Annotated in this window: 23 protein-coding genes; 12 read left to right on the plus strand and 11 right to left on the minus strand. The window is 64.4% G+C overall.

Going from position 1 to position 23428, the window contains the following annotated elements:
• Positions 1-46: 46 nt before the first annotated feature.
• The 4 genes from ACT6Q8_RS20060 to pepN form a co-directional block, all read right to left on the minus strand.
• Positions 47-940: a LysR family transcriptional regulator gene (locus ACT6Q8_RS20060; protein ID WP_054169055.1), complete on the minus strand. Its 894-nt coding sequence runs from the start codon at positions 938-940 to the stop codon at positions 47-49.
• A complete protein-coding gene (locus tag ACT6Q8_RS20065) occupies positions 937-2529 on the minus strand; it encodes a hypothetical protein (RefSeq protein WP_444733924.1) in 1593 nt (530 codons plus the stop codon). The genes ACT6Q8_RS20060 and ACT6Q8_RS20065 overlap by 4 nt, the downstream gene beginning before the upstream one ends.
• Complete coding sequence (locus ACT6Q8_RS20070; protein WP_444733925.1) at positions 2519-3298, minus strand: M48 family metallopeptidase; 780 nt, start codon at positions 3296-3298, stop codon at positions 2519-2521. Before ACT6Q8_RS20070 ends, ACT6Q8_RS20065 begins: the two co-directional genes overlap by 11 nt.
• 75 nt (positions 3299-3373) lie before the next feature.
• The gene (gene pepN, locus ACT6Q8_RS20075; RefSeq protein WP_444733926.1) at positions 3374-6025 is read right to left on the minus strand and encodes an aminopeptidase N; all 2652 of its coding nucleotides are present in this window, start codon (positions 6023-6025) and stop codon (positions 3374-3376) included.
• 173 nt (positions 6026-6198) lie between these two features.
• Between pepN and ACT6Q8_RS20080 the strand changes: the two genes are divergently transcribed.
• Genes ACT6Q8_RS20080 through ACT6Q8_RS20105 form a run of 6 tightly spaced genes read left to right on the plus strand, consistent with a single transcriptional unit; the run spans position 6199 to position 9938 of the window.
• The gene (locus tag ACT6Q8_RS20080) at positions 6199-6762 is read left to right on the plus strand and encodes a hypothetical protein (protein WP_444733927.1); all 564 of its coding nucleotides are present in this window, start codon (positions 6199-6201) and stop codon (positions 6760-6762) included.
• Complete coding sequence (locus tag ACT6Q8_RS20085; protein ID WP_156344712.1) at positions 6759-7328, plus strand: hypothetical protein; 570 nt, start codon at positions 6759-6761, stop codon at positions 7326-7328. Before ACT6Q8_RS20080 ends, ACT6Q8_RS20085 begins: the two co-directional genes overlap by 4 nt.
• Positions 7325-8053: an ATP-binding protein gene (locus tag ACT6Q8_RS20090; protein WP_444733928.1), complete on the plus strand. Its 729-nt coding sequence runs from the start codon at positions 7325-7327 to the stop codon at positions 8051-8053. The genes ACT6Q8_RS20085 and ACT6Q8_RS20090 overlap by 4 nt, the downstream gene beginning before the upstream one ends.
• Before the next feature lie 23 nt (positions 8054-8076).
• Complete coding sequence (locus tag ACT6Q8_RS20095; RefSeq protein WP_444739419.1) at positions 8077-8598, plus strand: macro domain-containing protein; 522 nt, start codon at positions 8077-8079, stop codon at positions 8596-8598.
• Positions 8599-8624: 26 nt separating this feature from the next.
• Positions 8625-9305, plus strand: coding sequence for an SDR family oxidoreductase (locus tag ACT6Q8_RS20100; protein WP_444733930.1), 681 nt, complete (start codon positions 8625-8627; stop codon positions 9303-9305).
• Positions 9306-9329: 24 nt separating this feature from the next.
• A complete protein-coding gene (locus ACT6Q8_RS20105; RefSeq protein ID WP_444733931.1) occupies positions 9330-9938 on the plus strand; it encodes a 2-hydroxychromene-2-carboxylate isomerase in 609 nt (202 codons plus the stop codon).
• Between the two features lie 23 nt (positions 9939-9961).
• On the opposite strand, the gene ACT6Q8_RS20110 is transcribed toward ACT6Q8_RS20105, so the two are convergent.
• The gene (locus tag ACT6Q8_RS20110; protein WP_054169046.1) at positions 9962-10525 is read right to left on the minus strand and encodes a cysteine hydrolase family protein; all 564 of its coding nucleotides are present in this window, start codon (positions 10523-10525) and stop codon (positions 9962-9964) included.
• A gap of 157 nt (positions 10526-10682) precedes the next feature.
• On the opposite strand from ACT6Q8_RS20110, the gene ACT6Q8_RS20115 reads away from it, so the two are divergent.
• The 6 genes from ACT6Q8_RS20115 (at position 10683) to ACT6Q8_RS20140 (ending at position 16989) form a co-directional block, all read left to right on the plus strand.
• Positions 10683-12647, plus strand: a complete 1965-nt coding sequence (locus ACT6Q8_RS20115; protein ID WP_444733932.1) for a S9 family peptidase — start codon at positions 10683-10685, stop codon at positions 12645-12647.
• Positions 12648-12831: 184 nt separating this feature from the next.
• Positions 12832-13521, plus strand: a complete 690-nt coding sequence (purQ, locus tag ACT6Q8_RS20120) for a phosphoribosylformylglycinamidine synthase subunit PurQ (protein WP_054169044.1) — start codon at positions 12832-12834, stop codon at positions 13519-13521.
• On the plus strand, positions 13518-15740 hold the full coding sequence (gene purL, locus ACT6Q8_RS20125; protein WP_054169043.1) for a phosphoribosylformylglycinamidine synthase subunit PurL: 2223 nt from the start codon (positions 13518-13520) through the stop codon (positions 15738-15740). The genes purQ and purL overlap by 4 nt, the downstream gene beginning before the upstream one ends.
• 73 nt (positions 15741-15813) lie before the next feature.
• On the plus strand, positions 15814-16053 hold the full coding sequence (locus ACT6Q8_RS20130) for a BolA/IbaG family iron-sulfur metabolism protein (protein ID WP_054169042.1): 240 nt from the start codon (positions 15814-15816) through the stop codon (positions 16051-16053).
• A gap of 115 nt (positions 16054-16168) precedes the next feature.
• Complete coding sequence (gene grxD, locus ACT6Q8_RS20135) at positions 16169-16507, plus strand: Grx4 family monothiol glutaredoxin (RefSeq protein ID WP_054169041.1); 339 nt, start codon at positions 16169-16171, stop codon at positions 16505-16507.
• Between the two features lie 197 nt (positions 16508-16704).
• Positions 16705-16989 carry a hypothetical protein gene (locus ACT6Q8_RS20140; protein WP_156344711.1) on the plus strand — a complete coding sequence of 95 codons (285 nt, stop codon included), beginning with the start codon at positions 16705-16707 and terminating at the stop codon, positions 16987-16989.
• An 82-nt stretch (positions 16990-17071) separates the two neighbouring features.
• Here ACT6Q8_RS20140 and ACT6Q8_RS20145 read toward each other — a convergent pair whose 3' ends face one another.
• The 6 genes from ACT6Q8_RS20145 to ACT6Q8_RS20170 all read right to left on the minus strand — a co-directional run bounded on the left by ACT6Q8_RS20145 (position 17072) and on the right by ACT6Q8_RS20170 (position 23217).
• The gene (locus tag ACT6Q8_RS20145) at positions 17072-17503 is read right to left on the minus strand and encodes a DoxX family protein (RefSeq protein WP_102113641.1); all 432 of its coding nucleotides are present in this window, start codon (positions 17501-17503) and stop codon (positions 17072-17074) included.
• Between the two features lie 202 nt (positions 17504-17705).
• Positions 17706-18320, minus strand: a complete 615-nt coding sequence (gene rpsD / locus ACT6Q8_RS20150; protein WP_054169038.1) for a 30S ribosomal protein S4 — start codon at positions 18318-18320, stop codon at positions 17706-17708.
• 214 nt (positions 18321-18534) lie between these two features.
• On the minus strand, positions 18535-19704 hold the full coding sequence (locus tag ACT6Q8_RS20155) for an amino acid aminotransferase (RefSeq protein ID WP_444733933.1): 1170 nt from the start codon (positions 19702-19704) through the stop codon (positions 18535-18537).
• Between the two features lie 123 nt (positions 19705-19827).
• Positions 19828-20727, minus strand: a complete 900-nt coding sequence (locus ACT6Q8_RS20160; RefSeq protein WP_444733934.1) for a DMT family transporter — start codon at positions 20725-20727, stop codon at positions 19828-19830.
• A 108-nt stretch (positions 20728-20835) separates the two neighbouring features.
• Entirely contained in the window at positions 20836-22149 is a 1314-nt protein-coding gene (locus ACT6Q8_RS20165) for an RDD family protein (RefSeq protein ID WP_444733935.1), read from the minus strand.
• A gap of 12 nt (positions 22150-22161) precedes the next feature.
• A complete protein-coding gene (locus ACT6Q8_RS20170) occupies positions 22162-23217 on the minus strand; it encodes an RDD family protein (protein WP_444733936.1) in 1056 nt (351 codons plus the stop codon).
• Between the last annotated feature and the right edge of the window lie 211 nt (positions 23218-23428).

The raw sequence follows: 23428 nt of genomic DNA on the forward strand, positions 1-23428 counted from the left end.
TCGCCCACGAAAGTGGGAGAGGGAGGGGAGGGTGAGGGAACGTCGCCTACATCCCCTGTTTCTGCGACAATTTCCGGGCCGCCGCGATCATGGCGGCGGCCATGGGGGAATGGGGTTCGCGGTCCATCATCACCAGCCCGATCGTATGTTCGATCACGGGGTCGATCAGGGGAATGGCGGCCAGTTCCGCCGGCAGGCCCAGCGCCTCCATCAACACCGTTGGCATGATGCTGGTCCAGCGGCCCGTGCGGACATGGGCGGCGAGCGCGGTCATGGAATTGCTTTCCACCGCCACCTCCGCCTTCACCCCCACCTGGTGCAGGGCGCGGTCAATGATGCGGCGGTTCTGCATGTCGGGTGATAACAGGCACAGCGGCACCCCCTGCAGCTCCGCCCAGCGTACCTCCGTGCGGCCTGAAAACCGGCTGTCGGGTCCGGTGATCAGGTGATACCGCTCCCGGTACAGCGGGATCTGGATGAAGTTCCCAACCGGTTCATTGTCCAGATAGGTCAGGCCGGCATCGATGGCCAGATTTTCCACCTGTTCGATGATCTTCTGGGAGTTCGACGCCAGGATCAGGAAATCCACGCCCGGATGCTTGTCGATCACTGCGATGGTCAGTTTCGGCACCATGGCCAGGGCGGTCGGCACGGCGGCCAGCCGGAAATGACCGCAGACCGTCTTGCGCAGCGCCTCGATATCTTGGCGCATGGATCGCCAGTCGCCGACCAGCCGGCGCGACCATTCCAGCAGCCGTTCCCCCTCTGCCGTGAAACCCTGAAACCGCGATCCGCGTACCACCAGGGGTACGCCCAGCATATCCTCCAGATGTTTCACGCCGGCGGAAAGCGTGGGCTGCGACACCCCGGCCTCTTCCGCCGCGCGCCCGAAATGGCGGGCACGGGCCAGCGCCAGGAACAGTTCCAGCTTGTCGATCATGGCCCTGCCTCCCCCGCCTTTTCATGCATGTCGGCATGGATCGGCGGGGTTTGCAAGGGCAGGGGGCCGAAGCGGGAAAGCAGTTCGGGGAAAACCTCCCACATGGGCAGGGGTCTGGCGTCGGCGGTGGGCAGCATGCCGGGGGTCAGGTCCAATCCTGCCAGACGGTCTAACAGGGTGGCATCGCGGGACAGGATATGGATCGGCACGCGATCGCCCTGGCCGCTGGAAATCCAGTCCAGGGCGGGATGGTCGCCCAGGATGATGATCAGGGCATCTTCCGGCACCTCCTGCATCACCCAGTCGCCAAGTGCGCGCAGGCTGTAATCCAGTGAGCGGCCATAGGAGGCGGCCATGTCGGTATAGTCGGCGGTCAGGTCATCGCCAGCATAGGCGGACCCGTCGATCAGGCCCTGGCTGTAGGGCTTCCAGGCGGGTAGCGGGCTCCAGGGGGCGTGGCTGCTGGTCAGGACGATTTCCAGATAGAGCGGGCGGGGGCCGGACCAATCCGGCGACAGGCTGGCCAGCATCGCCTGATCCGGGATGGGCGACCAGCCATAGGAAGGGCCGGCATAGGCGAAGGTAGGGCGGTTCATGACCTTGTCAAAGCCCCAGGCCGGCCCTTCCAGCCAGGGCAGGGTCAGGCCCGGCATCGCCGCCTGGGTGCGCCAGCCAGCCCGGTTCAGCGCACAGACCAGACCACAGCGGTTGGACGACAGCACCATGCGCTGGGCCAGGGGCTGATCCTGGCGGATGCCGGCGCGCAGCGTGCCATGGGCCAGCCAGGAGCGTCCGCCGATCACCGGGCTTTCCACCAGACCGGAGCGGATATGAAAACCGGCCTCCGTCAGGGACCGCTGCATCATGCGCAGACGGTCGCCCACCGGACCCGCCTGTCGCGGATCGGTCAGGGCAGACTGGCCATAGGATTCGACCCAGGCCAGGATGAGGGGCCTGCCCCGCAAGGCGGCGAAGATCTGATCATCCGGCAGGGCGGCGGCGGGGTCGTGGGACAGCGCCTCGGCCATCCCGGCCTCCAGCTGTGCTGCCGCCTGCCATCGCTTGCCCTGGTCCCACAGGACACCGATGGGGCCGTGGGTCAGCGGCTGCATGGTCAGCATTGTCAGCGGGGCCAGGATGGCGAGCGTCGGCAGGGCCGGCGGGGATGCGCGCAGCATCAGGCCCATCAGCCAGCGACACAGGCAGAGCAGGCCGGCCAGGGCGGCCAGCAAGGCGGCCCCCACCAGCAACCCACCCGGCCCGCGCGCCAGCACATCCCACAAGGCCGGCACCAGAGCGGGGTCGAAGGCCGGTTCGAACAGGCGGCCCGCCGTCAGGATGCTGACTAGATCGGCCAACCGCAGCAGCAGGATCAGCCAGCAGAACACGGCCAGGGCCCAGATGGCGCGCGGTCCGGGCCGGCGGGCCAGCAGCAGGGTGGCGGCGAATAGAACCGACAGTTCCAGCAGGGGACCGCGATGTTCGGGCGTCAGCATGTCGCCCGGTATGGCGGGCAGGCCCAGCAGCAGCGACAGGGCCAGCAAGGCGGCCAGCCCGATCAGCGCACTGCCGACGGCCTTAAGCGCCATAGCGGTGCAGCCGGGCGCCGTTGGCGCGCAACCAGTCACGATGTTCGGTCACACCGTCCGTCAGGCTGGCGCACAGCGCCCAGAAACGCGCGGAATGGTTCATTTCGCGCAAATGCGCCACCTCATGCGCCACGACATAGTCGAACACCGGGTCGGGCGCCATCACCAGCCGCCAGCAATAGGACAGCCGCCCGTCGGGGGAGCAGCTTCCCCAGCGGGAGCGGGTGTCGCGCACCGTGATGCCGGTGATGCGGGCGCCCAGGCGGGCGGCCTTTTCCTGTGACCGCGCGGCCAGAAGCCGGTGCGCCTCCGCCTTCAGGAAATCGGCTACGCGGCGGGGCACGAATTCCAACTCTCCGCCCACACGCAATTCGTGTGTGCCGTCCGGCAGAGTCGCGGGCTGGGGCGTGCGGCGGCCCGTGGGGGCATGGCGGATGACATGGTCGATGCCCAGGATGGGCACGATGGCTCCGGGAACGAAGGCCACCTTGTCCGGCACCGCCGACAGGCGCTGTTCCAGCCAGTCGCGGTGCCGGCCCACGAACAGGTGCAGATCTTTATCCGGTACGCGCGGCGGCGTGGAGATGCGCACGATGTTGCGCGCGGCATCCACCCGCATGGACAGGCGCCGCGCCCGCGCCGATACTCGCACCTCTACCGGCACCGGCACGCCTTCCACCGCCATCAAGCGCGGCGGGGGGAGGGCCGCACGCACCCGCTTCTTCACGGGTGCTGCCTTGGGGGCCAGGATCTTGCGCAGAAAATTCAAGGCGGCCTCATCGCCATTCCGGTCCGGGGCACCAGCAACCCAACCCGTCTAAGGCTGGGTCGCGGGTGTCAATCGTCAACCCTCCAGGCTGCGCGCGATGATCTCATAGACATCGCGGGACAGGTCGGGCGTGTGGGCCACCCGTTCCAGCGCCACCTTGGCCGCCGCCTGCCGTTCGCCATCATATTTGCGCCAGCGGGCGAAGGATTTGGCCATGCGGCTGGCAACCTGCGGGTTCAGCTTGTTCAGCTCAATCACCCGGTCGGCCAGGAATTCGTAGCCCGAGCCATCGGCGGCGTGGAAAGCCACGGCATTGCCGGTAAAGCCGCCGACCAGGGAATAGACCTTGTTGGGGTTGCGGATATTGAAGCCGGGATGGGCCAGCAGGGCGGTGACATTGGCCAGCGTATCGGGGCGGCAGGAGGCGGCCTGGATCATGAACCACTTGTCCATGACCAGCGCCTCATCCTTCCACTTCGCCGCAAAGCCCGCCAGGGCATCGCCGCGTTCGGGCATATCGCTGTCGGCGATCAGGGCCAGGGCCGTGATCACGTCGGTCATGCCGGTGGCGGTGCGATACTGCGCCAGGGTCAGCGCCTTGCCCTCTGCGTCGTCGGCGGCCATCAGGTAGGCCAGCGCGGCGTTTTTGCACGCGCGGCGGCCGATGGCTTCCGGGCTGACGCTGAATTCACCCTGTTCGGCATTGGCGAGGTAGGCGGACAGCAGCGCGTCGCGGTGGGTGCGCCCGATGGCGGTGCGGACCAGATTGCGGGCGGCATGGATGCCATCCACATCAATCTCCTCCATCAACTGCCCCAGATAATTCTCCGACGGCAAGGTCAGGGCCAGCGCCGCGAAGGCCGGGTCCTCTCCCGCCCGCGCCAGGGTGGCGCCGATGGCATCGATGAAGCCCTTGGGCACCACCATGTCGCGCCCCGCCGCCCGGTCGGCCACCAGGCCCAGCAGCAGGCGAGAGGCCAGCGTCTGGCCCGCTTCCCACCGGTTGAACGGGTCGCTGTCATGGGCCATCAGGAAGGTCAGGTCGGCGTCGGTATAATCGAAGGACAGCTTGATGGGGGCGGAGAAGCCGCGGAACAGCGACGGTACCGGGGCCGCCGGCACATCGGTGAAGGTGAAGCTCTGCTCCGCCTGCGTCAGGGCCAGGACGCGGGTTCCCTCTGTCGCAGCACTCTGGCCGGCCAGCCGCAGCGGCTGGTCCTTGCCATCCGGCCCGACCAGACCCAGGGAAACGGGGATCAGCATGGGCAGCTTCACCGGCTGGCCCGGCGTGGGGGCCAGGGATTGGCGCAGGGTCAGGCGGTAGGTGCGGGTGGCGGGGTCATAGCTGCCTTCGCCGCTGACGCCCGGCGTGCCGGCCTGCGCATACCAGCGGCGGAACTGCTCCCAATCCACGCCAGCATCCGGGTTGGCATCGCGCATGGCGGACAGGAAATCGTCGGTCGTGACCGCCTGCCCGTCATGGCGGGCGAAATAGAGGTCGATACCGCGCCGATACCCCGCCGCACCCAGCAGCGTATGGTACATGCGCAGAACCTCCGCCCCCTTTTCATAGACGGTGGGCGTGTAGAAATTGTTGATCTCGATATAGCTGTCGGGCCGCACTGGGTGGGCCGTGGGGCCGGCATCTTCGGCGAACTGCACCTGGCGCAGGCGCGTCACATCCTGGATGCGCTTCACAGGGGCGGAGTTCATGTCGGCGCTGAACTGCTGATCGCGGAAGACGGTCAGGCCTTCCTTCAGGCTCAACTGGAACCAGTCGCGGCAGGTGACGCGGTTGCCGGTCCAGTTATGGAAATATTCATGCGCCACAACGGCTTCGATGCCCAGGAAGTCGGTATCGGTGGCGGTGTCGGGGCGGGCCAGGATGTATTTGGTGTTGAACACGTTGAGAGACTTGTTCTCCATCGCCCCCATGTTGAAATCGCCGACGGCGACGATATTGAAAATATCCAGGTCATATTCCAGACCATAGACATCCTCATCCCACTTCATGGATTTGATCAGGCTTTCCATGGCGTGGCCGCACTTATCCTCGTTCCCCGGCTCCACATAGATGCGCAGGGTGACATCGCGGCCCGAGCGGGTGCGGAACCGGTCCTCGATATGGACCAGATTGCCGGCGACTAGCGCGAACAGGTAGCAGGGCTTGGGCCAGGGGTCCTCCCACAGCGCCCAATGGCGGCCCCCTTCGGCATCACCCTGATCCACCAGATTGCCGTTGGACAGCAGCACGGGGTAGGCAGCGCGGTCCCCCTCCACCCGCACCCGGTATTTGGCCATCACATCGGGCCGGTCCTGGAAATAGGTGATCTTGCGGAAGCCTTCGGCCTCGCACTGGGTGCAGTAATTGCCGGAGGACTTATAGAGGCCTTCCAGGGCCGTGTTCTTTTCCGGGTGGATGCGGGTGACGATCTCAATCGCCAGCTGATCGCCGGGCAGGTCGGGGATGGTCAGGTGGTCGGGGGTGATGGCGTAATCGTCGGGGCCCAGCGGGCGATCGCCCACCGTGACGGACACCAGTTCCAGTTCCTGCCCATCCAGGACCAGGGGGGCACGGACCACATCCAGGTTGCGGCGTACGCCCAGGCGCGAGGTAACGAGCGTACCCCCGTCGCGCAGATCGAACGACAGATCGACCGTTTCGATCCACCAGGCCGGTGCGGCGTAATCCTTCAACAGGATGGCCTTCGGCGAACCCTTGTCCATGACCAGCATCCCTAAATATCAGACGGTTTGGCGCGTCCATCCGCGCCCTGGCGGCCAGGATAGGACAATGGCAGGTGCGACAGGTGAAAAATTTCACTGTCGCGCGGCCCCCGTCTTCGTATCATCGGCGGCGACAAAGCGCCCCGGTCCATGGGGGCTGGTTTGGAGGCTGGATGTATCTGGAACTGTCGACGTCCGACGTGATCATCCTGTCTTCGGCTGCCGCCTGTCTTGTCGCCATTGTGCTGCTGGAGATGCTGCGGGTCGTCATCCCCGATGTTTATGAATGGGTTGCCGATCACGCGAAAGTGAAGCGGGAGACGCGCGAGGGGCAGGCCGCCCTGGAACGGCTGATGGCCGTCAACCGGGAGAACGCCGCGCAGCGCGACCGCCGCAGCGCAGAGCGGTTTCGCATGAAGTCGCAGCTGGCCCGGCTGGAGATGACGCTGTCTGCCGTGGAGCGCGACCGGGTAGAGGTATGGCACGAGCTGGGCCGGCAGGGCGTGGCCGACAGCCTGTACACCGCCCGTGTCGCCAACCGCATCCTGGCCGACCAGTCGGGCCGCGATTTCGACAGCGCCCCCAGCATCTGGCGCTACACCAACAATGTCCGCATCTGGGCGGCGGGGGAACGGCCCGCCCGCCAAATGCTGACTGCGGAGTTCTCGCCCGATTCGGGTTTCGCGGTGCAGGAACTGACCTTTGTCACCTCGGCGCGGAGCATGGACGGGCCATGATCGCGACCTGGATGAACCTGATCAGCCTGTTTGCGCTGGCACTGGCCGGGTCCGGTCTGGTGCTGGCAGGCCGCCGGCTGATGGCCGTGATCCGCGTGGTGGAACGCAAGCTGTCGCGCGCCGTCGACGAGAAGAACATGGTTGCCGCCGCCCTGCGCCACGCCAAGAAGGAGGACGCCGCCATCCGGCAGGCGTTGGACGATGCGGAACGCCATATCACGCAGATGCAGGGTGTCATAACCACGGCGGAAACCCGTATCGAGCGGCTGCGCGCGTCGCCCCGTCGGGTGGTTTCCATGTTGGATAGGCAGTGGAACCGATTCGACCGGCTGTGGTGCGTAAAGGTCACCAATCCGTCGCTTGGCGGTGGCCATGGCGGTGCCGGCGGTTGGGCAGATGGAAAGACACTGTACGGTTTCGCCCGATCGGGTGATGATCTTGCCAGACGGGTAGCGGCGGAATATTCGCCGGGCGACGGATTTCTGCTCGGGACGCCCATGGTTGTCGATCTGGCGGATGACGGAAGTGGGTCGAACGCGGTAGACCAGTCAAAGGGTGCTGGATGAAGGGCGGGGGAAAGATGGATTTCCAGGTGGCCGGTGAAACGCTGGACAAGGCCGAACGGACCCGGATCGCCGCCGAGCTGGGACTGCCCGTTGCCGATGCCGGTCCGCATGGCGAGGGCACGATCGTCCGGGTGATCGCCGAAGGGGCGGCCCCCGATCTGATCGCCGCGCTGCGGTCGGGCTGTGCCGCCATCGTAGAACAGGGGCCGCCGGGGACCCTGCCTGTGGCCAAGCTGTCGGCGGCGCTGGCCGATGGGCATCTGCTGGTCTCCTTGACCACGCGGCTGGCCTGGACCTTGGATACGGCGGCGCAGTTCTGTGAGGGGCTGCTGGTGCGGGGCCTGTTGCCGGCGGCGGTGCGCCATGATGCGGAACTGTCGCTGCATGAGGCGATCATCAATGCCGTCCTGCATGGCAATCTGGCCATGGGCGGGTCGCTGGTCGATGATCCCAGCCAGTTCGACGCCTTTTGTCAGCGGCTGACATCGACGCTGGCCGACCCGGACAAGGCGACGCGCCGCATCGACCTGTCGGCCTGGGTGGCGGATGGCAAGCTGCATATCCGCATCGCTGACCAGGGCGGTGGCTATGATCCCGACAGCATCCGCCCGCCCGTGAATGTTGAAGCCAAGTCCGGCCGTGGTCTGGAGATCATGCGCGTCATGTCGGCGGGCCTGACCGTCACCGATGGCGGGCGGACGGCGACGCTGGCCTTCATGGTCTGACGCCCCGTTCAGAACGACGCTTTATGGAGCAGGAATTGACCGAGTTGCGGGTTCACCAGGGCGATATCACGGCCCTGGATGTTGATGTCATTGTCAATGCGGCGGCCCCCGGCCTGGGTGGCGGCACCGGTGTGTCGCGCGCCATCCATGATGCGGCCGGTCCGGACCTGTTCGCCGCCGCCACCGCGCTGGACCCGGTGGGCCGCGGCGATGCCGGGATCACGCCGGGTTTCGCGCTGAAGGCGCGCTGGGTCGTGCATGCCGTCGGCCCCGTCTATGTCACCGGCAAGATGGGAGAGGACAAGGTTCTGGCCCGCTGTTACCGCCGCGCGCTGGAACTGTGCGTGGAGAAGGGGGGGCGGTCCATCGCCTTGCCGGCCATCTCCACCGGTGCCTATCGCTTTCCCAAGGCTCTGGCGGCCCAGGTTGCCGTGGCGACCGTCAGGGCCTTCATTGCGGATCATCCCGATGCGCTGGATCAGGTCTTGTTTGTTGCCACGGGCGGGGACAACATTCAGGCATTAACGGCGGCGCTGACCGCCTGATCTGAAACCAGATGGGGAGGGGTGATATGCCCACTGTCGTCATTACCGGCGCCAATCGCGGTATCGGCCTTGAATTTGCCCGCCAATATGCCGCCGACGGCTGGAAAGTCATCGCCACCTGTCGCGATCTGTCGAACCCCGGTGGGCTGGCCGATGTGGCGGCGGTGGAACTGTTTGCCCTGTCGGTCGATGACCCGGCCTCCATCAAGGCCTTTGCCGGCGCGTTGAAGGGCCACTCCATCGATCTGCTGATCAATAATGCCGGCATCATGGGGCCGGATCTGGCGGCGCAGTCCAAGGACGGTATTGATGCCGAGGGCTGGCTGGAGACACTGAAGGTCAATGGCCTGGCCCCGATCCTGGTGTCACTCGCCCTGCGTCCGCTGTTGTCGGCGGGTGCGAAGGTGGCGACGGTGTCCAGCCAGCTGGGTTCCATCACCGAGACCGAAAGCGGCGGCATGTATGCCTATCGCGCGTCAAAGGCTGCCATCAACATGGGCAACCGCACCCTGGCCGCCGATTGGCGCGATGATGGTATCACCTGTATCGTGATGCATCCGGGTTGGGTCCAGACCGACATGGGCGGGCCGAAGGCACCCGTGGCGCCGACCGACAGTGTGGCCGGCATGCGCCGCGTCATCGCGGCGGCGGGGCCCGGCGACAGCGGCGCCTTCTTCGCCTATGATGGACGCCGTATCCCCTGGTGATAGCCAGGGTCGGGAGGTGCGGAGATGAGCGGCAATCCCATCGATTTCTATTTTGACTTCGCCTCTCCCTATGCCTATCTGGCCTCGGCCCGCATTGATGCGCTGGCCGAGCGCTGGGGCCGGGCGGTGCGGTGGCGGCCCATCCTGCTGGGGGCGGTTTTCAAGATCAGTGGCGGTGTGCCCAACCTGAACAAGCCGTTGCAGGGCGACTATCTGCGCCACGACGTGCCCCGCTGTGCCCGCCTGTGGGGTGTGCCGCTGCATCAGCCCTTACCGGCGCCGTTCCCGTCACTGGCGGCGTCGCGCGCCTTCTACTGGCTGGATCAGGTCGGTGGGGAACACAGCCCGGCGGCCCTGGCCCGCGCCCTGTTCCATGCCCATTGGGCGGAGGGGCGCGACATGGCCATGCCGGAGAATGTGTTGGATGTCGCCGCCAGCCTGGGCCTGGACCGGGATGCGGTGGAGGCCGGGATCGCGGAGCCTGCCGTGAAGGAACGGTTGCGGGTGGAGACGGAGACGGCCATCAGCCGGGGCGTGTTCGGCGCGCCGTTCTTCTTCGTCGATGGGGAACCGTTCTGGGGTGCCGACCGCATGGACCAGATCGAGGAGTGGCTGCGTCGGGGCGGGTGGTAGCCCGCCCGCCCCCGGAGCGCTGATCACAGCGCGTCTGCCGCCTTCTTCACCGTCACCTTGTTCTGCGCCGTGCCGAACCAGCCCAGGACAATGTTGTGGTGGTCGATGATCTGTTCGAAGGTCAGGTCGCCCATATCGCAGGTCGTGTGGCCATCACCGACCAGCGTGACATCGAAGCCATGGGCGATGGCGCTGCGCACCGAGGTGTCGATACAGAAAGGCGTCATGCAGCCGCCGATGATGACATGGCGAATGCCGCCATCCAGCAGGGCCTGCTTCAGGCCCGTCTCCAGGAAACTGTCGCAGGTGGTCTTGTGCACCACAAGCTCGCCCGGCTGCGGCGTCAGCTCGCGGCGGATTTCCCAGCCGGGTGTGCCCTTGGCCAGACGGTGATCGTCAGCGGCATCATGCTGCACATGGATCAAGGTGGCACCGGCGGCCCGCGCGCGCGCCTGCAGGTCGGCCAGCCGAGCGACGACCCCGTCCAGCGCCTTGGCGGCGGCGACATTACGCGGCCCGTCGCCGGCGGGCAGGATGCCGTTTTGCACGTCGATGACGATCATGGCGGTTTCGTTGGCGTTGGGCATTGTCATGCTCCTGTTTGTCCGGTCACGCAGAGGTATGGGAGATTTGTTTCTGGATGATTTCAAAGGGGCCCGGACCCTTGCAGCGGGAAGCGGATGCGCTACGCTGCCCGTGCAATCCACAAGCCCTTGACGGGCAAAAAATCAAGGAATGGGACACGTGCGGATCATCGGACATTTCATGCGCGGCAGCGCCCTGGCGCTGGTGCTGGCTCTTTCTGCCGGGGCCGTGTCGGCCCAGACGGCGCCCACCAAGATTGAGCGGGTCCAGAACGGCAATATCGTCACCGAAAATATCCCCGCCGTCGATGCGGCCCTGGGTGAGCGCCTGTCGGCCTATCTGTCCGCCCGGTCCGCCGGCATGCTGGACTGGACGCCCGACGGCAAGGGCATCCTGATCACCACCCGGTTCGGGGAGACGTCGCAGCTGCATCTGGTGAACGGCCCGATGATGGCGCGACAGCAGCTGACCTTTGCCGCCGAACCCATCACCAGCGCTGCCTTCAGCCCGGCCAAGGGGTCGACCGATCTGGTCTATGTCTGGGACAAGGGCGGGTCGGAGAATTTCCAGTTCTTCCATCTGGATGTTGCCACAGGCAAGACGACGCTGGTCACCGACGGCAAGTCGCGCAACCAGGGGCTGGTCTGGAACCATAAGGGCGACAAGTTTGCCTTTTCCAGCACGCGGCGCGACGGCAAGAACACCGATGTCTATGTCGGCGGGTTGAAGGATGCCGCGACGGTCGCCCCGCTGGTGGCGCAGACCGGGTCGTGGGGTGCCGTCGCCTTCTCCCAGGATGATGCCAAGCTGCTGGTCGGGCAGTATATCGCCATCACCAAATCGTACCTGTCGGTGGTCGATGTCGCCACGGGCCAGTTGACCCGCATCAAGCCGGACAAGGATACCATCGCTCTGACCGGCGTTGGCTTCACGCCCGACGCCAAGGGCGTGTTCCTGACGTCGGACGAGGAAGGGGAGTTCAAGCGCCTGGGCCTGCATGATCTGGCGTCGGGCAAGACCACCTGGATCACCGCCGACGATCCGTGGGACGTGGAGGAGGCGGTGCTGTCGCATGACGGCAAGCGTCTGGCCTATGTCCTGAATGAGGGCGGCTGGTCCACGGTGCGGGTGATTGATACCAAGACGCTGAAGCCGGTGAAGCTGCCCGCCCTGCCCAAGGGCATTATCGGTGGCGTGTCCTTCAGCCCCGACGGGTCGAAGCTGGCCCTGTCGCTGACCACGCCCACCGCTCCCGCCGACGTGCATGTCGTCGATATGGGCAAGGGCAAGGTGGAACAGTGGACCAAGAGCGAGGTTGGCGGTCTGAACACCGAGACTTTCGCCGATGCCAGCCTGATCCAGTTCCCGACCTTTGATCAGCGGCAGATCCCGGCCTTCCTGTTCAAGCCGAAGAACGCCAAGGGCAAGCTGCCGGTCATCATGCTGATCCATGGCGGGCCGGAGGGGCAGAGCCGCCCGAATTTCAGCGCGACGGTGCAGTTTTGGGCCAATGAGCTGGGCGCGGCGGTGCTGTTACCCAATATCCGTGGCTCGGAAGGCTATGGGAAAACCTATCTGGGCCTGGATAATGGCTTTAAGCGCGAGGACAGCATCAAGGATATCGGCGCCCTGATCGACTGGGTCGCGACGCAGTCGGACCTGGACAAGGACAAGATCGTGGTGGCCGGCGGGTCATACGGCGGCTACGCCACGCTGGCGGCCATGACCCATTATAATGACAAGCTGGCCGGCGGCGCCGACACGGTCGGCATCTCCAATTTCATCACCTTCCTGGAGGCCACGGCGGAATATCGCCGCGACCTGCGCCGCCCGGAATATGGCGATGAGCGTGATCCGGAGATGCGCGCCTTCCTGCAGAAAATCTCGCCCCTGACCAACGCGTCGAAGATCACCAAGCCCATGCTGGTCATCCAGGGCTATAACGATCCGCGTGTGCCCGTGGGCGAGGCGGAGCAGATGGTGGCCGCCATCCGCAAGAATGGCGGCGAGGTCGGCTATGTCCTGGCCATGGATGAGGGTCACGGCTTTAGGAAGAAGTCGAACCAGTTCGTGGCGCAGATGGCCCAGGCGCAGTTCTTCCAGAAGGTGTTCGGGCAGAAGTAAGTCCGTGGCCGGCGGGTGGGGCGTGTCGGCCCCACCCGCCGATAACGCCGCCCTGCCATGGCCCCGCCGGGTGGCCCCTGATCTTGCATTGAAACCCTGTCGGCATTAGGGTCCCGCCGCATCGGGGGGCCGTCCCGGTGACGGTCTGCCGCCTTCCCACCCACAACGGAACGGGTAACGCGGGATGAAGTCCGCCGTCATCGTCTTCCCTGGTTCCAACTGCGACCGCGATATTGCGGTGGCCTTGGAACAGGCTTCCGGCAAGAAGCCCCACATGGCCTTCCACAAGGACAATGATCTGCCGGACGTCGATGTCATCGCCGTCCCTGGCGGCTTTTCCTATGGCGACTATCTGCGCTGTGGGGCCATGGCCGCCCATTCGCCCATCATGAAGGTGGTGAAGGAACGGGCCGCCAAGGGCGTGCGCGTTGTCGGCATCTGCAACGGCTTTCAGATCATCACCGAGGCGGGTCTGCTGCCGGGTGCCCTGATCCGCAACAAGTCGCTGAAATATGTCTGCCGCACGGTCGGCCTGCGCGTTGAGAACAACGACAGCGACTTTACCCGCAAATATGCCAAGGGCCAGGTGATCGGCATTCCGGTCGGCCATGGCGAGGGCAATTACGTCGCCGACGACGAGACGCTGAAGCGTCTGGAAGGCGAAGGGCTGGTGGCGTTCCGCTATACAGCATTGCCGGGCCAGAGCGCCGATCAGGCCAACCCCAATGGCGCGACCAACGACATTGCCGGCATCTTCAACGCCCAGCGCAACGTGCTGGGCATGATGCCGCATCCGGAGCGCGCCTTCGATCCGCTGCACGGCAACACCGATGGCCGTGCCTTCTTCGATAGCCTGGTGGAGACCCTGTCGTGAGCGCCCGCAAGGAACCCGTTGTGAACGAGGCCCTGGCTGCCGAACACGGCATCAAGGCCGATGAGTACGTCCGCCTGCTGGAAATCGTCGGCCGTCAGCCGAGCTTTACCGAGTTGGGCATCTATTCCGTGATGTGGTCGGAGCATTGCTCCTACAAGTCATCGCGCGTCTGGCTGAAGAAGTTCCCGACCACGGCCCCCTGGGTCATCTGTGGTCCGGGCGAGAATGCCGGCGTCATCGATATTGGTGACAATCAGGCCGCCATCTTCAAGATGGAAAGCCATAACCACCCGTCCTATATCGAGCCCTTCCAGGGCGCGGCGACGGGCGTGGGCGGCATCCTGCGCGACGTGTTCACCATGGGCGCGCGCCCCATCGCCAACCTGAACGCGCTGCGCTTTGGCGAGCCGGACCATCCCAAGACCCGCCAGTTGGTCGCGGGCGTGGTGTCAGGCATCGGCCATTATGGCAATTGCGTCGGCGTCCCCACCGTGGGCGGCGAGACCAATTTCCACAAGGCCTATAACGGCAATTGTCTGGTCAATGCCATGACCGTCGGCATCGCCGACCAGGACAAGATCTTCTATTCCAAGGCCGCAGGCGTTGGTAACCCGGTCGTCTATGTTGGGTCCAAGACGGGCCGCGACGGCATCCACGGCGCCACCATGTCCTCGGCTGAGTTCACCGAGGACAGCGAGGCCAAGCGCCCCACGGTGCAGGTCGGCGATCCGTTCACGGAAAAGCTGCTGATCGAAGCCTGCCTGGAGCTGATGAACACCGACGCCATCCAGTCCATCCAGGACATGGGTGCCGCCGGCCTGACCTCCTCGTCGGTCGAAATGGCGGGCAAGGGCGGTCTGGGGATCGAGCTGCATCTGGAAAAGGTGCCGCAGCGTGAGACGGGGATGACGCCCTATGAGATCATGCTGTCGGAGAGCCAGGAACGCATGCTGATGATCCTGAAGCCCGGCTCGGAGGATGTGGCCCGCGCCATCTTCGAGAAGTGGGAACTGGATTTCGCCGTGATCGGCCACCTGACCGACACGGGCCGTTTCGTCCTGAAGATGAACGGCGACACCTATTGCGATCTGGAACTGGCCCCGCTGTTCGATGCGGCCCCGCTCTATCACCGTCCGACCGAAGAGACGCCGGCCCAGCCGCCGCTCGACCTGGACGAGGATGAGTTGTGGCCGGAAGATTTGTCGCTGGGCGATATCCTGACCAAGCTGGTCTCCTGCCCCGATCTGGCCTCCAAGCGCTGGATCTGGCAGCAGTACGATAGCCAGGTGGGCGCGGATACCCGCTTCCTGTCGGGCCAGGCCGATGCGGCGGTCGTGCGTGTGCATGGCACGAACAAGGCGCTGGCCATGTCGTCCGACGTGACCCCGCGTTACTGCTTCGCTGATCCGGTGCAGGGCGGGCGTCAGGCCGTGGCCGAGAGCTATCGCAATGTCTCCGCCGTTGGTGCCCTGCCGCTGGCCATCACCGACAACATGAATTTCGGCAATCCCGAAAAGCCCCGGATCATGGGGCAGTTCGCCGGCTGCGTCGAAGGCATGGCCGAGGCTTGCCGCGTGCTGGATTACCCGGTCGTGTCGGGCAACGTGTCGCTGTACAACGAGACCAACGGTGTGGGCATTCTGCCGACCCCGACGGTGGGTGGCGTCGGCCTGCTGGCCGATGGGCACAAGGCCGTGGGTCTGGGCTTCAAGAATGACGGCGACGTCATTCTGCTGGTGGGGGAGACCGAGGGGCATCTGGGTCAGAGTCTGTATCTGCGCGAGATCCTGGGGCTGGAGGAAGGTCCGGCGCCGGCGGTTGATCTGGAAACCGAGAAGCGTCACGGCACCTTCGTGCGCGAGGCCATCCAGGCTGGCCTGATCACCGCGTCGCATGACGTGTCGGATGGTGGTCTGCAGGTGGCGCTGGCCGAAATGGCCATGGCCGGCAACAAGGGCGCGGACCTGTCGGGCCTGGACGGCTGGCACGTGGCTGAACTGTTCGGCGAGGATCAGGGCCGTTACGTCCTGACCGTCACCGCTGCCAATCTGGACGCGGTGGAGGCCAAGGCGGCAGAAGCCGGTGTCACCCTGTCGCGCATCGGTACCGTCGGCGGCGACGCCCTGACGGGTGCGTCGGGCGCCATTATTTCGGTCGCGGACCTGATTGAAGCGAACGAGGCTTGGCTGCCGAACTATATGAATGGCAAGGTGAACTGATTTCACCCGTTCCAGGCCCGCCATCCCGGTGCCCATCCGGAATGGCGGGCGTTTTCATGTAAGGACCCGACCCATGGCGATGCACGCTTCCGAAATTGAGGATCTGCTGCGCGAGGCCTTCCCGGACGCTGTCGTCCGCATCGACGATCTGCGCGGCGACGGCGACCATTACGCCGCCTATGTGGAAAGCCCGAGCTTCAAGGGCAAAAGCCGCGTGGCCCAGCATCAGGCCGTCTATGCTGCACTGAAGGGCCGTATGGGTAATGAACTGCACGCCCTGATGCTGACCACGGCGGCACCCAAGGACGCATGATTGGCCTGCCGAACGAACCCCCTGTTAAGGGAAACGGTTCGGCGCTATATGTCGATGGATTTCCCACGGGACCGCAGGGGCGGCGCTGTGGTGTGGACTTGAGGAAATGTGAAAGATGGACCAGACGGTTGCCGAGCGCATCAAGCGCGATATCGCCGACAATGACGTCGTGTTGTACATGAAGGGGACGCCCGTGTTCCCGCAGTGCGGCTTCTCCGCTGCTGTGGTGCAGGTGTTGAGCCACCTGGGCGTCAAGTTCAAGGGTATCGACATCCTGGTCGACCCGGCCCTGCGCCAGGGCATCAAGGAATTCACCAACTGGCCGACCATCCCGCAGCTCTATGTGAAGGGCGAGTTCGTGGGCGGTTGTGACATCATCCGCGAAATGTATGAAGCGGGTGAGTTGCAGGACCTGCTGCGTGAGAAGGGCGTGGCCACCGCCGACGCCGCCTGATCCGTCAGGATTGGCAAAGAAAAGGGCCTTTCCGAAAGGGAAGGCCCTTTTTTGTTGTCTGTACTTAAGGTGTCGTTGATTTCAATTTAGCAAATGATTGCACAAACTGTAATCGTTGCAATCTATTTACTATACAGCATTTCCGGATTGGTTAATATCTCGTCTCGGGGCGAATAATAATCAAGCTGGAGTTGGAAATGCGTAATGTTGCAATGATCGCGGCTTTGCTTTTGCTTGGGGTTGCTTCGGCGGGGGCCCAGGAACAGGCGAAGCCGGCGACCGAAGCCATTGTCCAGACGGCACCGGCCGACAATGATGGTGGCCGGCTGATCTGCAAGACGGAAAAGGAAACCGGGTCGCGCGTGAAGCGCAACAAGGTCTGCAAGACCAAGCAGGAATGGGACGATATGCGTCTCAACACCAATAAGCAGCTTAACGAATATTCAAAGCAGACGCCGGCCAACCCGCTGCCGTCTTCGTGATAGGCGCCGGACATTGCTGGCATGACAAAGGGCCGCCCCGGATGGAGCGGCCCTTTTGCTTTGCAGCGGTGCTGCCGGACGATCAGGCCTTCTTGGCCAGCAGATTGTCCACCGCCAGGGCACCTGCACCATGGCCGGCCAGAACCAGGAAGCCACCGGCCATCGACAGGTTCTTCCAGAACATGATGGACTGGATATAGGCCATCTGCGCGTCCGTCACGGCCCAGTAATTATGGAACAGGATGGCGGACACGATGGAGAAGCCGGCCAGCGCCAATGCTGCGGCCCGCGTCTGGAAGCCCACCACAACGAGGGCGCCACCCACCAGTTCCGTCACGATGGCGGCCAGCAGCAGCAGTTCGGACGGCAGCGGCAGACCAGCGGAGCCGACATAGGCGAGGCTGCCTTCCCAACCGGTCACCTTCGACAGGCCGGAAGAGATGAAGATGGCGGCCAGCAGCACACGGCCGGCGACGGGCAAGAACTTGGCATTGTTGGCGATCAGGGTGTTCATGGTCGTAAACCTTTCAGATCTCTTGGGAGAGGGGCGCCGGCAAGGGGCGCCGTCGTCTTGAGATGAAAGCTACACCCACCGAACCATTGCGACAATGCGCGCTGAATACGATTAATTGTCCTGAAAAACAGGACAATATAGCGACAAAAAAGGCCGCATCCCGAAGGATGCGGCCTGATCTGTGCCCGCAGGGCCGAAACCCTTAGCGCGAATAGAATTCGACGACCAGGTTCGGTTCCATCTGGGTCGGGTACGGAACGTCGGCCAGGTTCGGGGCGCGCAGGTAGGTGCCCTTGAAGTTGCCGGTGTCGACGGTCACGTAATCCGGAAAGTCACGCTCGCCGGACTGGATCGATTCCATGATGATGGCGAAGTTCTTGGCCTTGGCGCGAACCTCGACAACGTCATTGTCCTTCACCTGGAAGGAGGGGATGTTGACGCGCTTGCCGTTCACCAGGATGTGACCATGGTTGATGATCTGGCGAGCCGAGAACGGGGTCGGGGCGAACTTCATGCGGTAGACGACGGCGTCCAGGCGGCGCTCCAGCAGCTGGATCAGGTTCTCGCCCGAGTCACCCTTGCGGCGAACGGCTTCCTGGTACAGCTTGCGGAACTGCTTCTCACCGATATTGCCGTAGTAGCCCTTCAGCTTCTGCTTGGCCATCAGCTGCAGACCGAAGTCCGACGGCTTCTTGCGGCGCTGACCATGCTGGCCGGGGCCATATTCACGCTTGTTGACCGGGGACTTGGCACGGCCCCACAGGTTCACGCCGAGGCGGCGGTCAATCTTATACTTGGCTTCTTGACGCTTGCTCATCACAAACTCCGTTATGCTGCCCGATGATCAGACAGCTTTGTTGTCCCGGTAGTTCCCTGCCCTTTGACCGCTGGACGGTTCCAAAAGACAAAAACAGGGACGGGGCGCCAAATGACCGGCGCCCGCCTTCCCAGGAATGGTGGCGGGTATAGAGGATGGCGGGGGGCCTGTCAAACCCGTTGGCAGGCCGCCCCGCGCAACCCTGATTGGCGCGTCAGAGGCAGGCGTTCAGGGCCGCCGCAAACCGGCCCGCCGTCTCCACCGACAGGCCGGCGACGTTGATGCGGCCGGAGCCGGCCATATAGACTGCGTGTTCTTCGCGCAGACGCTTCACCACATCGGGCGACAGCGGCAGCAGGGAGAACATTCCCCGCTGCTGATCCACCCGGCCCAGCACGCCGCCATGGGCGGCAAGGGCCGCGCGGATGCCCAGCAGGCGGTCGCGCATTGTGTTCAGTTCCAGCGTCCAGTCGGCCACCAGGGCGGCATCATCCATCAGGGTGGCGATGACGGCCCCGCCATGGTCGGGCGGCATGGACCAGTTGGCACGCGCCAGGGCCAGCATGTTGGACGCCACGCGGTCGGTATCGGCGGCACTGCCCGTCTGCACGAACAGGGCGCCGACACGGTCGCGGTAGACGCCGAAATTCTTGTCACAGGAATAGGCCAGCACCGCCTCCGGGCAGGCATCCATCACCATCCGCACGCCAGCGGCGTCCTGCTCCATGCCCAGGCCCAGACCCTGATAGGCCAGATCCAGGAAGGGCAGGATGCCGCGCGTGGACAGGGTGTCGGCAATCACCCGCCACTGTTCCAGGCTGAAATCCGCGCCGGTCGGGTTGTGGCAGCAGCCGTGCAGCAGGGCGACATCGCCCGGCTGCGCCCGGTTCAGCGCGTCCATGACGGCATCGAAGGTCAGGGTCTGGCTGGCCGGGTCGAAATGCTTGTAGGTCTGGGCCTTCAGACCGGCAGCGGCCAGGATGGGCGGATGGTTCGGCCAGGTGGGTGTACCCACCCAGACGGTAACGCCGGGCCGGCTGGCGGCGATCAGTTCGGCGCCCAGACGCAGGGCACCGGTGCCGCCCGGCGTCTGCACGCCCGTCAGGCGGCCACCCAGTTCGACATCGCCCAGGGCCAGACGCGCCATATGGCGGGCAAAGGCGACATTGCCCTCGGGACCCAGATAGGACTTGCTGTCCTGGCTTTCCCACAGCTTGCGTTCCGCCGCCTTGACCGAGCGCATGACGGGCGTATGGCCGGCATCGTCACGGAACACACCTACGCCCAGGTCGATCTTGCCCGGACGGGGATCGTTGCGGAACATGCCGATCAGGGCCAGAAGGGCGTCGGCGGGCTGTTGGGCCAGCGGCTGAAAGAAGGACATCGGAACCTCGGGTGGGAGGAAAAAAGCAGTGGGCACAGGATAGGCCTTCGCCTGCGCAATTACTGTGCGAAGTGGGGATGATCCGGGGTGGTTGTGCCGATAAACCATGGGGTCATGGACAAATTATTGCGCGGGCCGGCGGGTGGCCAGCCAGATACCGGGCAGCACCAGGGCCATGCCGGCCAGATGGAACCCCTCCAGCCGCTCCCCCAGCAGCAGGGCCGCTAGGGCGGCGTTGTAAAGCGGGGTGAGGTAGAGCGTCATGCCGGCGCGGCCCGGCCCGAACACCGTCACCAGCCGCCCATAGACAAGGTAGGAGGCTAGGCCCGGCACGAGCGCCAGGAAGAACAGGGTGGCGATGGTGCGGACCGACCCGTCTGCCACCTGTCCCAAGCCCATTTCCAGCCCATAGAAGGGCAGCATGGCCACCACCCCGCCGGCGCAAATGCCGGAGAAGCGGGCAAAGGGCGTCAGGCCGCTGGCCCGGTGACGCAGCAGCAGGGAATAGAAGGCCCAGCCATTGGCGGCCAGCACGATCCAGAGATCGCCCGCCGTGAAATGCAGATGCAGCAGCGCCCTGGGATCGCCCTTGGCGATGACGGTGACGACGCCGGCCAGACTGACCGCCACGCCCGTGGCCTGAACGGCGCTGACCCTCTCCCGCCAGAACAGGCGGCCATAGAGCACAATCAGGACGGGGGCCGAGGCATAGATCAGGCTGATATTGGTAGCCGTCGTCGTCTGTCCCGCCAGATAGACGGGCGCGCCGCAGATACCCATGCCAAGCGCACCCAGCAGCAGGAACCCGCGCCAGTCACGCCGCAGTTCCGGCCAGCCGGCGATCAGTTCATGGCGAATGAACGGGGCTAAGATCAGCAGGGCGAGGGCCCAGCGCCAGAACGCCATGGCCACCGCCGGTATCTCCCCCGCCACAAACCGCGCAGTTAGCACGTTCGACCCGAACAAGAGGGGCGAGGCAGCCAGCAGCAGGAACCAGGAGAAGAGGGAGGGGCGATGGGGCATGGTCAGCGGCTATAGGCCGACATCGGGCCATTGCCAAGCGTCAGATCAGAAATAGAGGCTGACCGGGATGCGGAGCAGGGGCGATGCCAGTGCTTTCGAAACCCCAACTCAACGGACCGTGTCCTGCAATCGGTTCAGCAGGTCCTCGATCTTTTGCTGCTCCTGCTCATTGCCATTGGTCCAATGCCCTTTCAGGTCCCAGAACTCACCCGCCACGGTGCCGCACAGACGCAGGGCCATGGCGCCGCCTGTTGGCTTTCCATCCTGCTCCGGCAGCCAGGAAACCCGCACGCAGCTTGGCCGGCCGGGAACTGGTTCGAGGATTGATCCATCCCCCTCTGGGGCTACGCCATTCAATACCTGAGTGACGAAGGATGAGAAGGGGCCGGAGAAAAAGCCACGTTGCGCCAACCCCTCGGCGGCATGATCGCGCGATAGGAACAGGTACCCTGTCTTGCCATCCTGAAAGGTTTGGACCTGCGCCATCCAGGGGGAAGCAAAGGTAACGTTGATCCCGGTAACGGGGTTTTGCCATGTCGCGGATGCGGTTATGGCAGGTGCAGTGGTTTTCCCGGCGCTGTCGCCCCCTGATGCCTTGTCAAACAGGGCCAGCCAGATGCCGTTGAACTGAATCAGGAAATAGAAGACGACAGCGATGGTGGGGCGGACCCATCCTGCGTGGCGTTCATAGACAACAAGCCCGTTTTCTTCGTCCCATGCGGTCGGCTTGCCGTCCCGCACCAATGTCCTGTTGGCTGCAAATGTCAGCAGGTTGAGGAAAGGGATGCCGTAGGCCCAACCCGCACCCCACAGGCGCCACTGTCGGCGCATCAAGGTTCGCAGTGTCGGGCGCTGCCCGTCAAGATGGACGACCCGTAAGCCCAATAGTGCCTTGCCAGGGGTGGTACCCGGCATCCGCAGTAGGAAAGCCTGGGTGAACAAACTGATCGGGACGATGATGAACGCGAACAGCAGGCGGCCCCACAGCGTATCCAGCCAGGCAACACTGTCCGGTACGCCGGCCAGGAGAGCGCCGACACCCAAGACGAAGCCGACAATCAGTCCGATCAGGTTTACATCAATGATCTGCGCTGCCGCACGGGCAATGGGCCGTGCCGGCAGGGGCGCCATGGCATCGGGCAGCGGACCCTCGGGTTCAGGCTGCTCTGTCATGGATGGAGAAACGCCACGGCGCTGACTTTGGAGTTCCTCTATCTCCTCCAACCTTGTCCAACCTGGAAGTCCTGGACGCCACATCCAATTCTTAGGCCCGATCGAACCATTGAACATTAAGATGTAGAGAATCTTATCGTTGATAGGGCCGAATATCTTCTTGTCCTGAGCATACCACCATTTTGAAGGCATAATCCCCATCCCCTGACAACCCCAGGGTATGGTGTCGGCATTCGCCTGTGTCGTCAACTTGATAACCGGTTAACGGATGGAGGTTTCCAACCCGTCCAGCAGGCTTCTGACCCGCGACTGCTCGGCCTCGTCCCCGGCAGGCCACCAGCCGTGAATGCGCCAGATTTCACCCGATGACAGGGCACAGACGCGCTGTTCCTCGAATTCGTTCTCATCAGGGGCGTCGGATGGTGGCGTGACATGGTGCATGCAGACCGGCTGTCCTGGTGCGGGTATCGGCAGGGTGGCGGGCACCATCTGTCCGGTGTCCTTCATGAGGGCGGTGTAGAATGCTGGGAAAGGCTCTTTCAGAAAATCGCGTTCGATCATGCCGCGCCCGTCGCGACCGGTTTTCCAGAACCAATGCCTGTTGCCGCCGCTTTCCCGTGGTTCGACCTCCATCTCCCAGCCGGTCACCAGCCTTGCGTCCTTGCCCGTGACGGGATTGCGCCAGATGGCGGATGTCGTCTGCGGCATGCTGTAGGCGGAGGAATAGTCCACCACCGGTTCGGGTGCGAAGGCGCGCAGCGGGTTGGGCAGGGCCAGCAGCATGCTGGCCGCCAAGCTGTAGATGACGGGGCCAAACGGGTGGCGCGACCATCCGGTCCCATCCTGCACCACCACAAGGTCCAGCGCCTGATCCCAGCGTGTCCGCTGCCCCCGGACCAGACGGCGACGGCTTTGGGCCATGGTGAAGGGGGCGATCAGGTGCAGGCCCAGTCCGAAGCCTTCAATCCACACCCTGACTTGCCGTATCAACATGGTAAGCAGCCCCGGCCTGCCGCCATCGCCACGCCGGATGCGCAGGCCCATGGAGCGTTTTCCGATTGTGTTGCCGAACAGGGCTACCATGAAGGCCTGCGGCAACAGCGTAGCGGGCAACAGCCAGAAGGCCAGGGTGAAATCAGCGAGGTTGATACCGATCTTCCCCGGTGGCTTGAGCGCGTAATGCATACCCAGGACGAACCCAGCCAGAATCACGCCCACCGTAAAGTCGATCCCCTGGGCCAATAGCCGCGACAGCGGGCTGGCTGGGCGTTTGGCACCGTGATCGGGCAGGGGGATATCGGGGCCGATGTCAGACACGTCCGCTTCAGATAGGAGGGGCAGGCCTGACTGCAGGGCGGCGATGTTCCCTATCCGGGTCCAGCCGGGCAATGACGGCTGCCATGCCCAGTCACCGGTATGCAGCATCCCATGCCGAAGCATGCCGGTCAGGTGGAATGTCGAGGTTGGTCCCAGGACGGCCCCATCGCGTACATACCACCATTCTGTTGACATCAGCGCCCTTACCCCC

Source organism: Niveispirillum sp. (assembly GCF_052437035.1).
In the GTDB taxonomy this organism is placed as follows: domain Bacteria; phylum Pseudomonadota; class Alphaproteobacteria; order Azospirillales; family Azospirillaceae; genus Niveispirillum.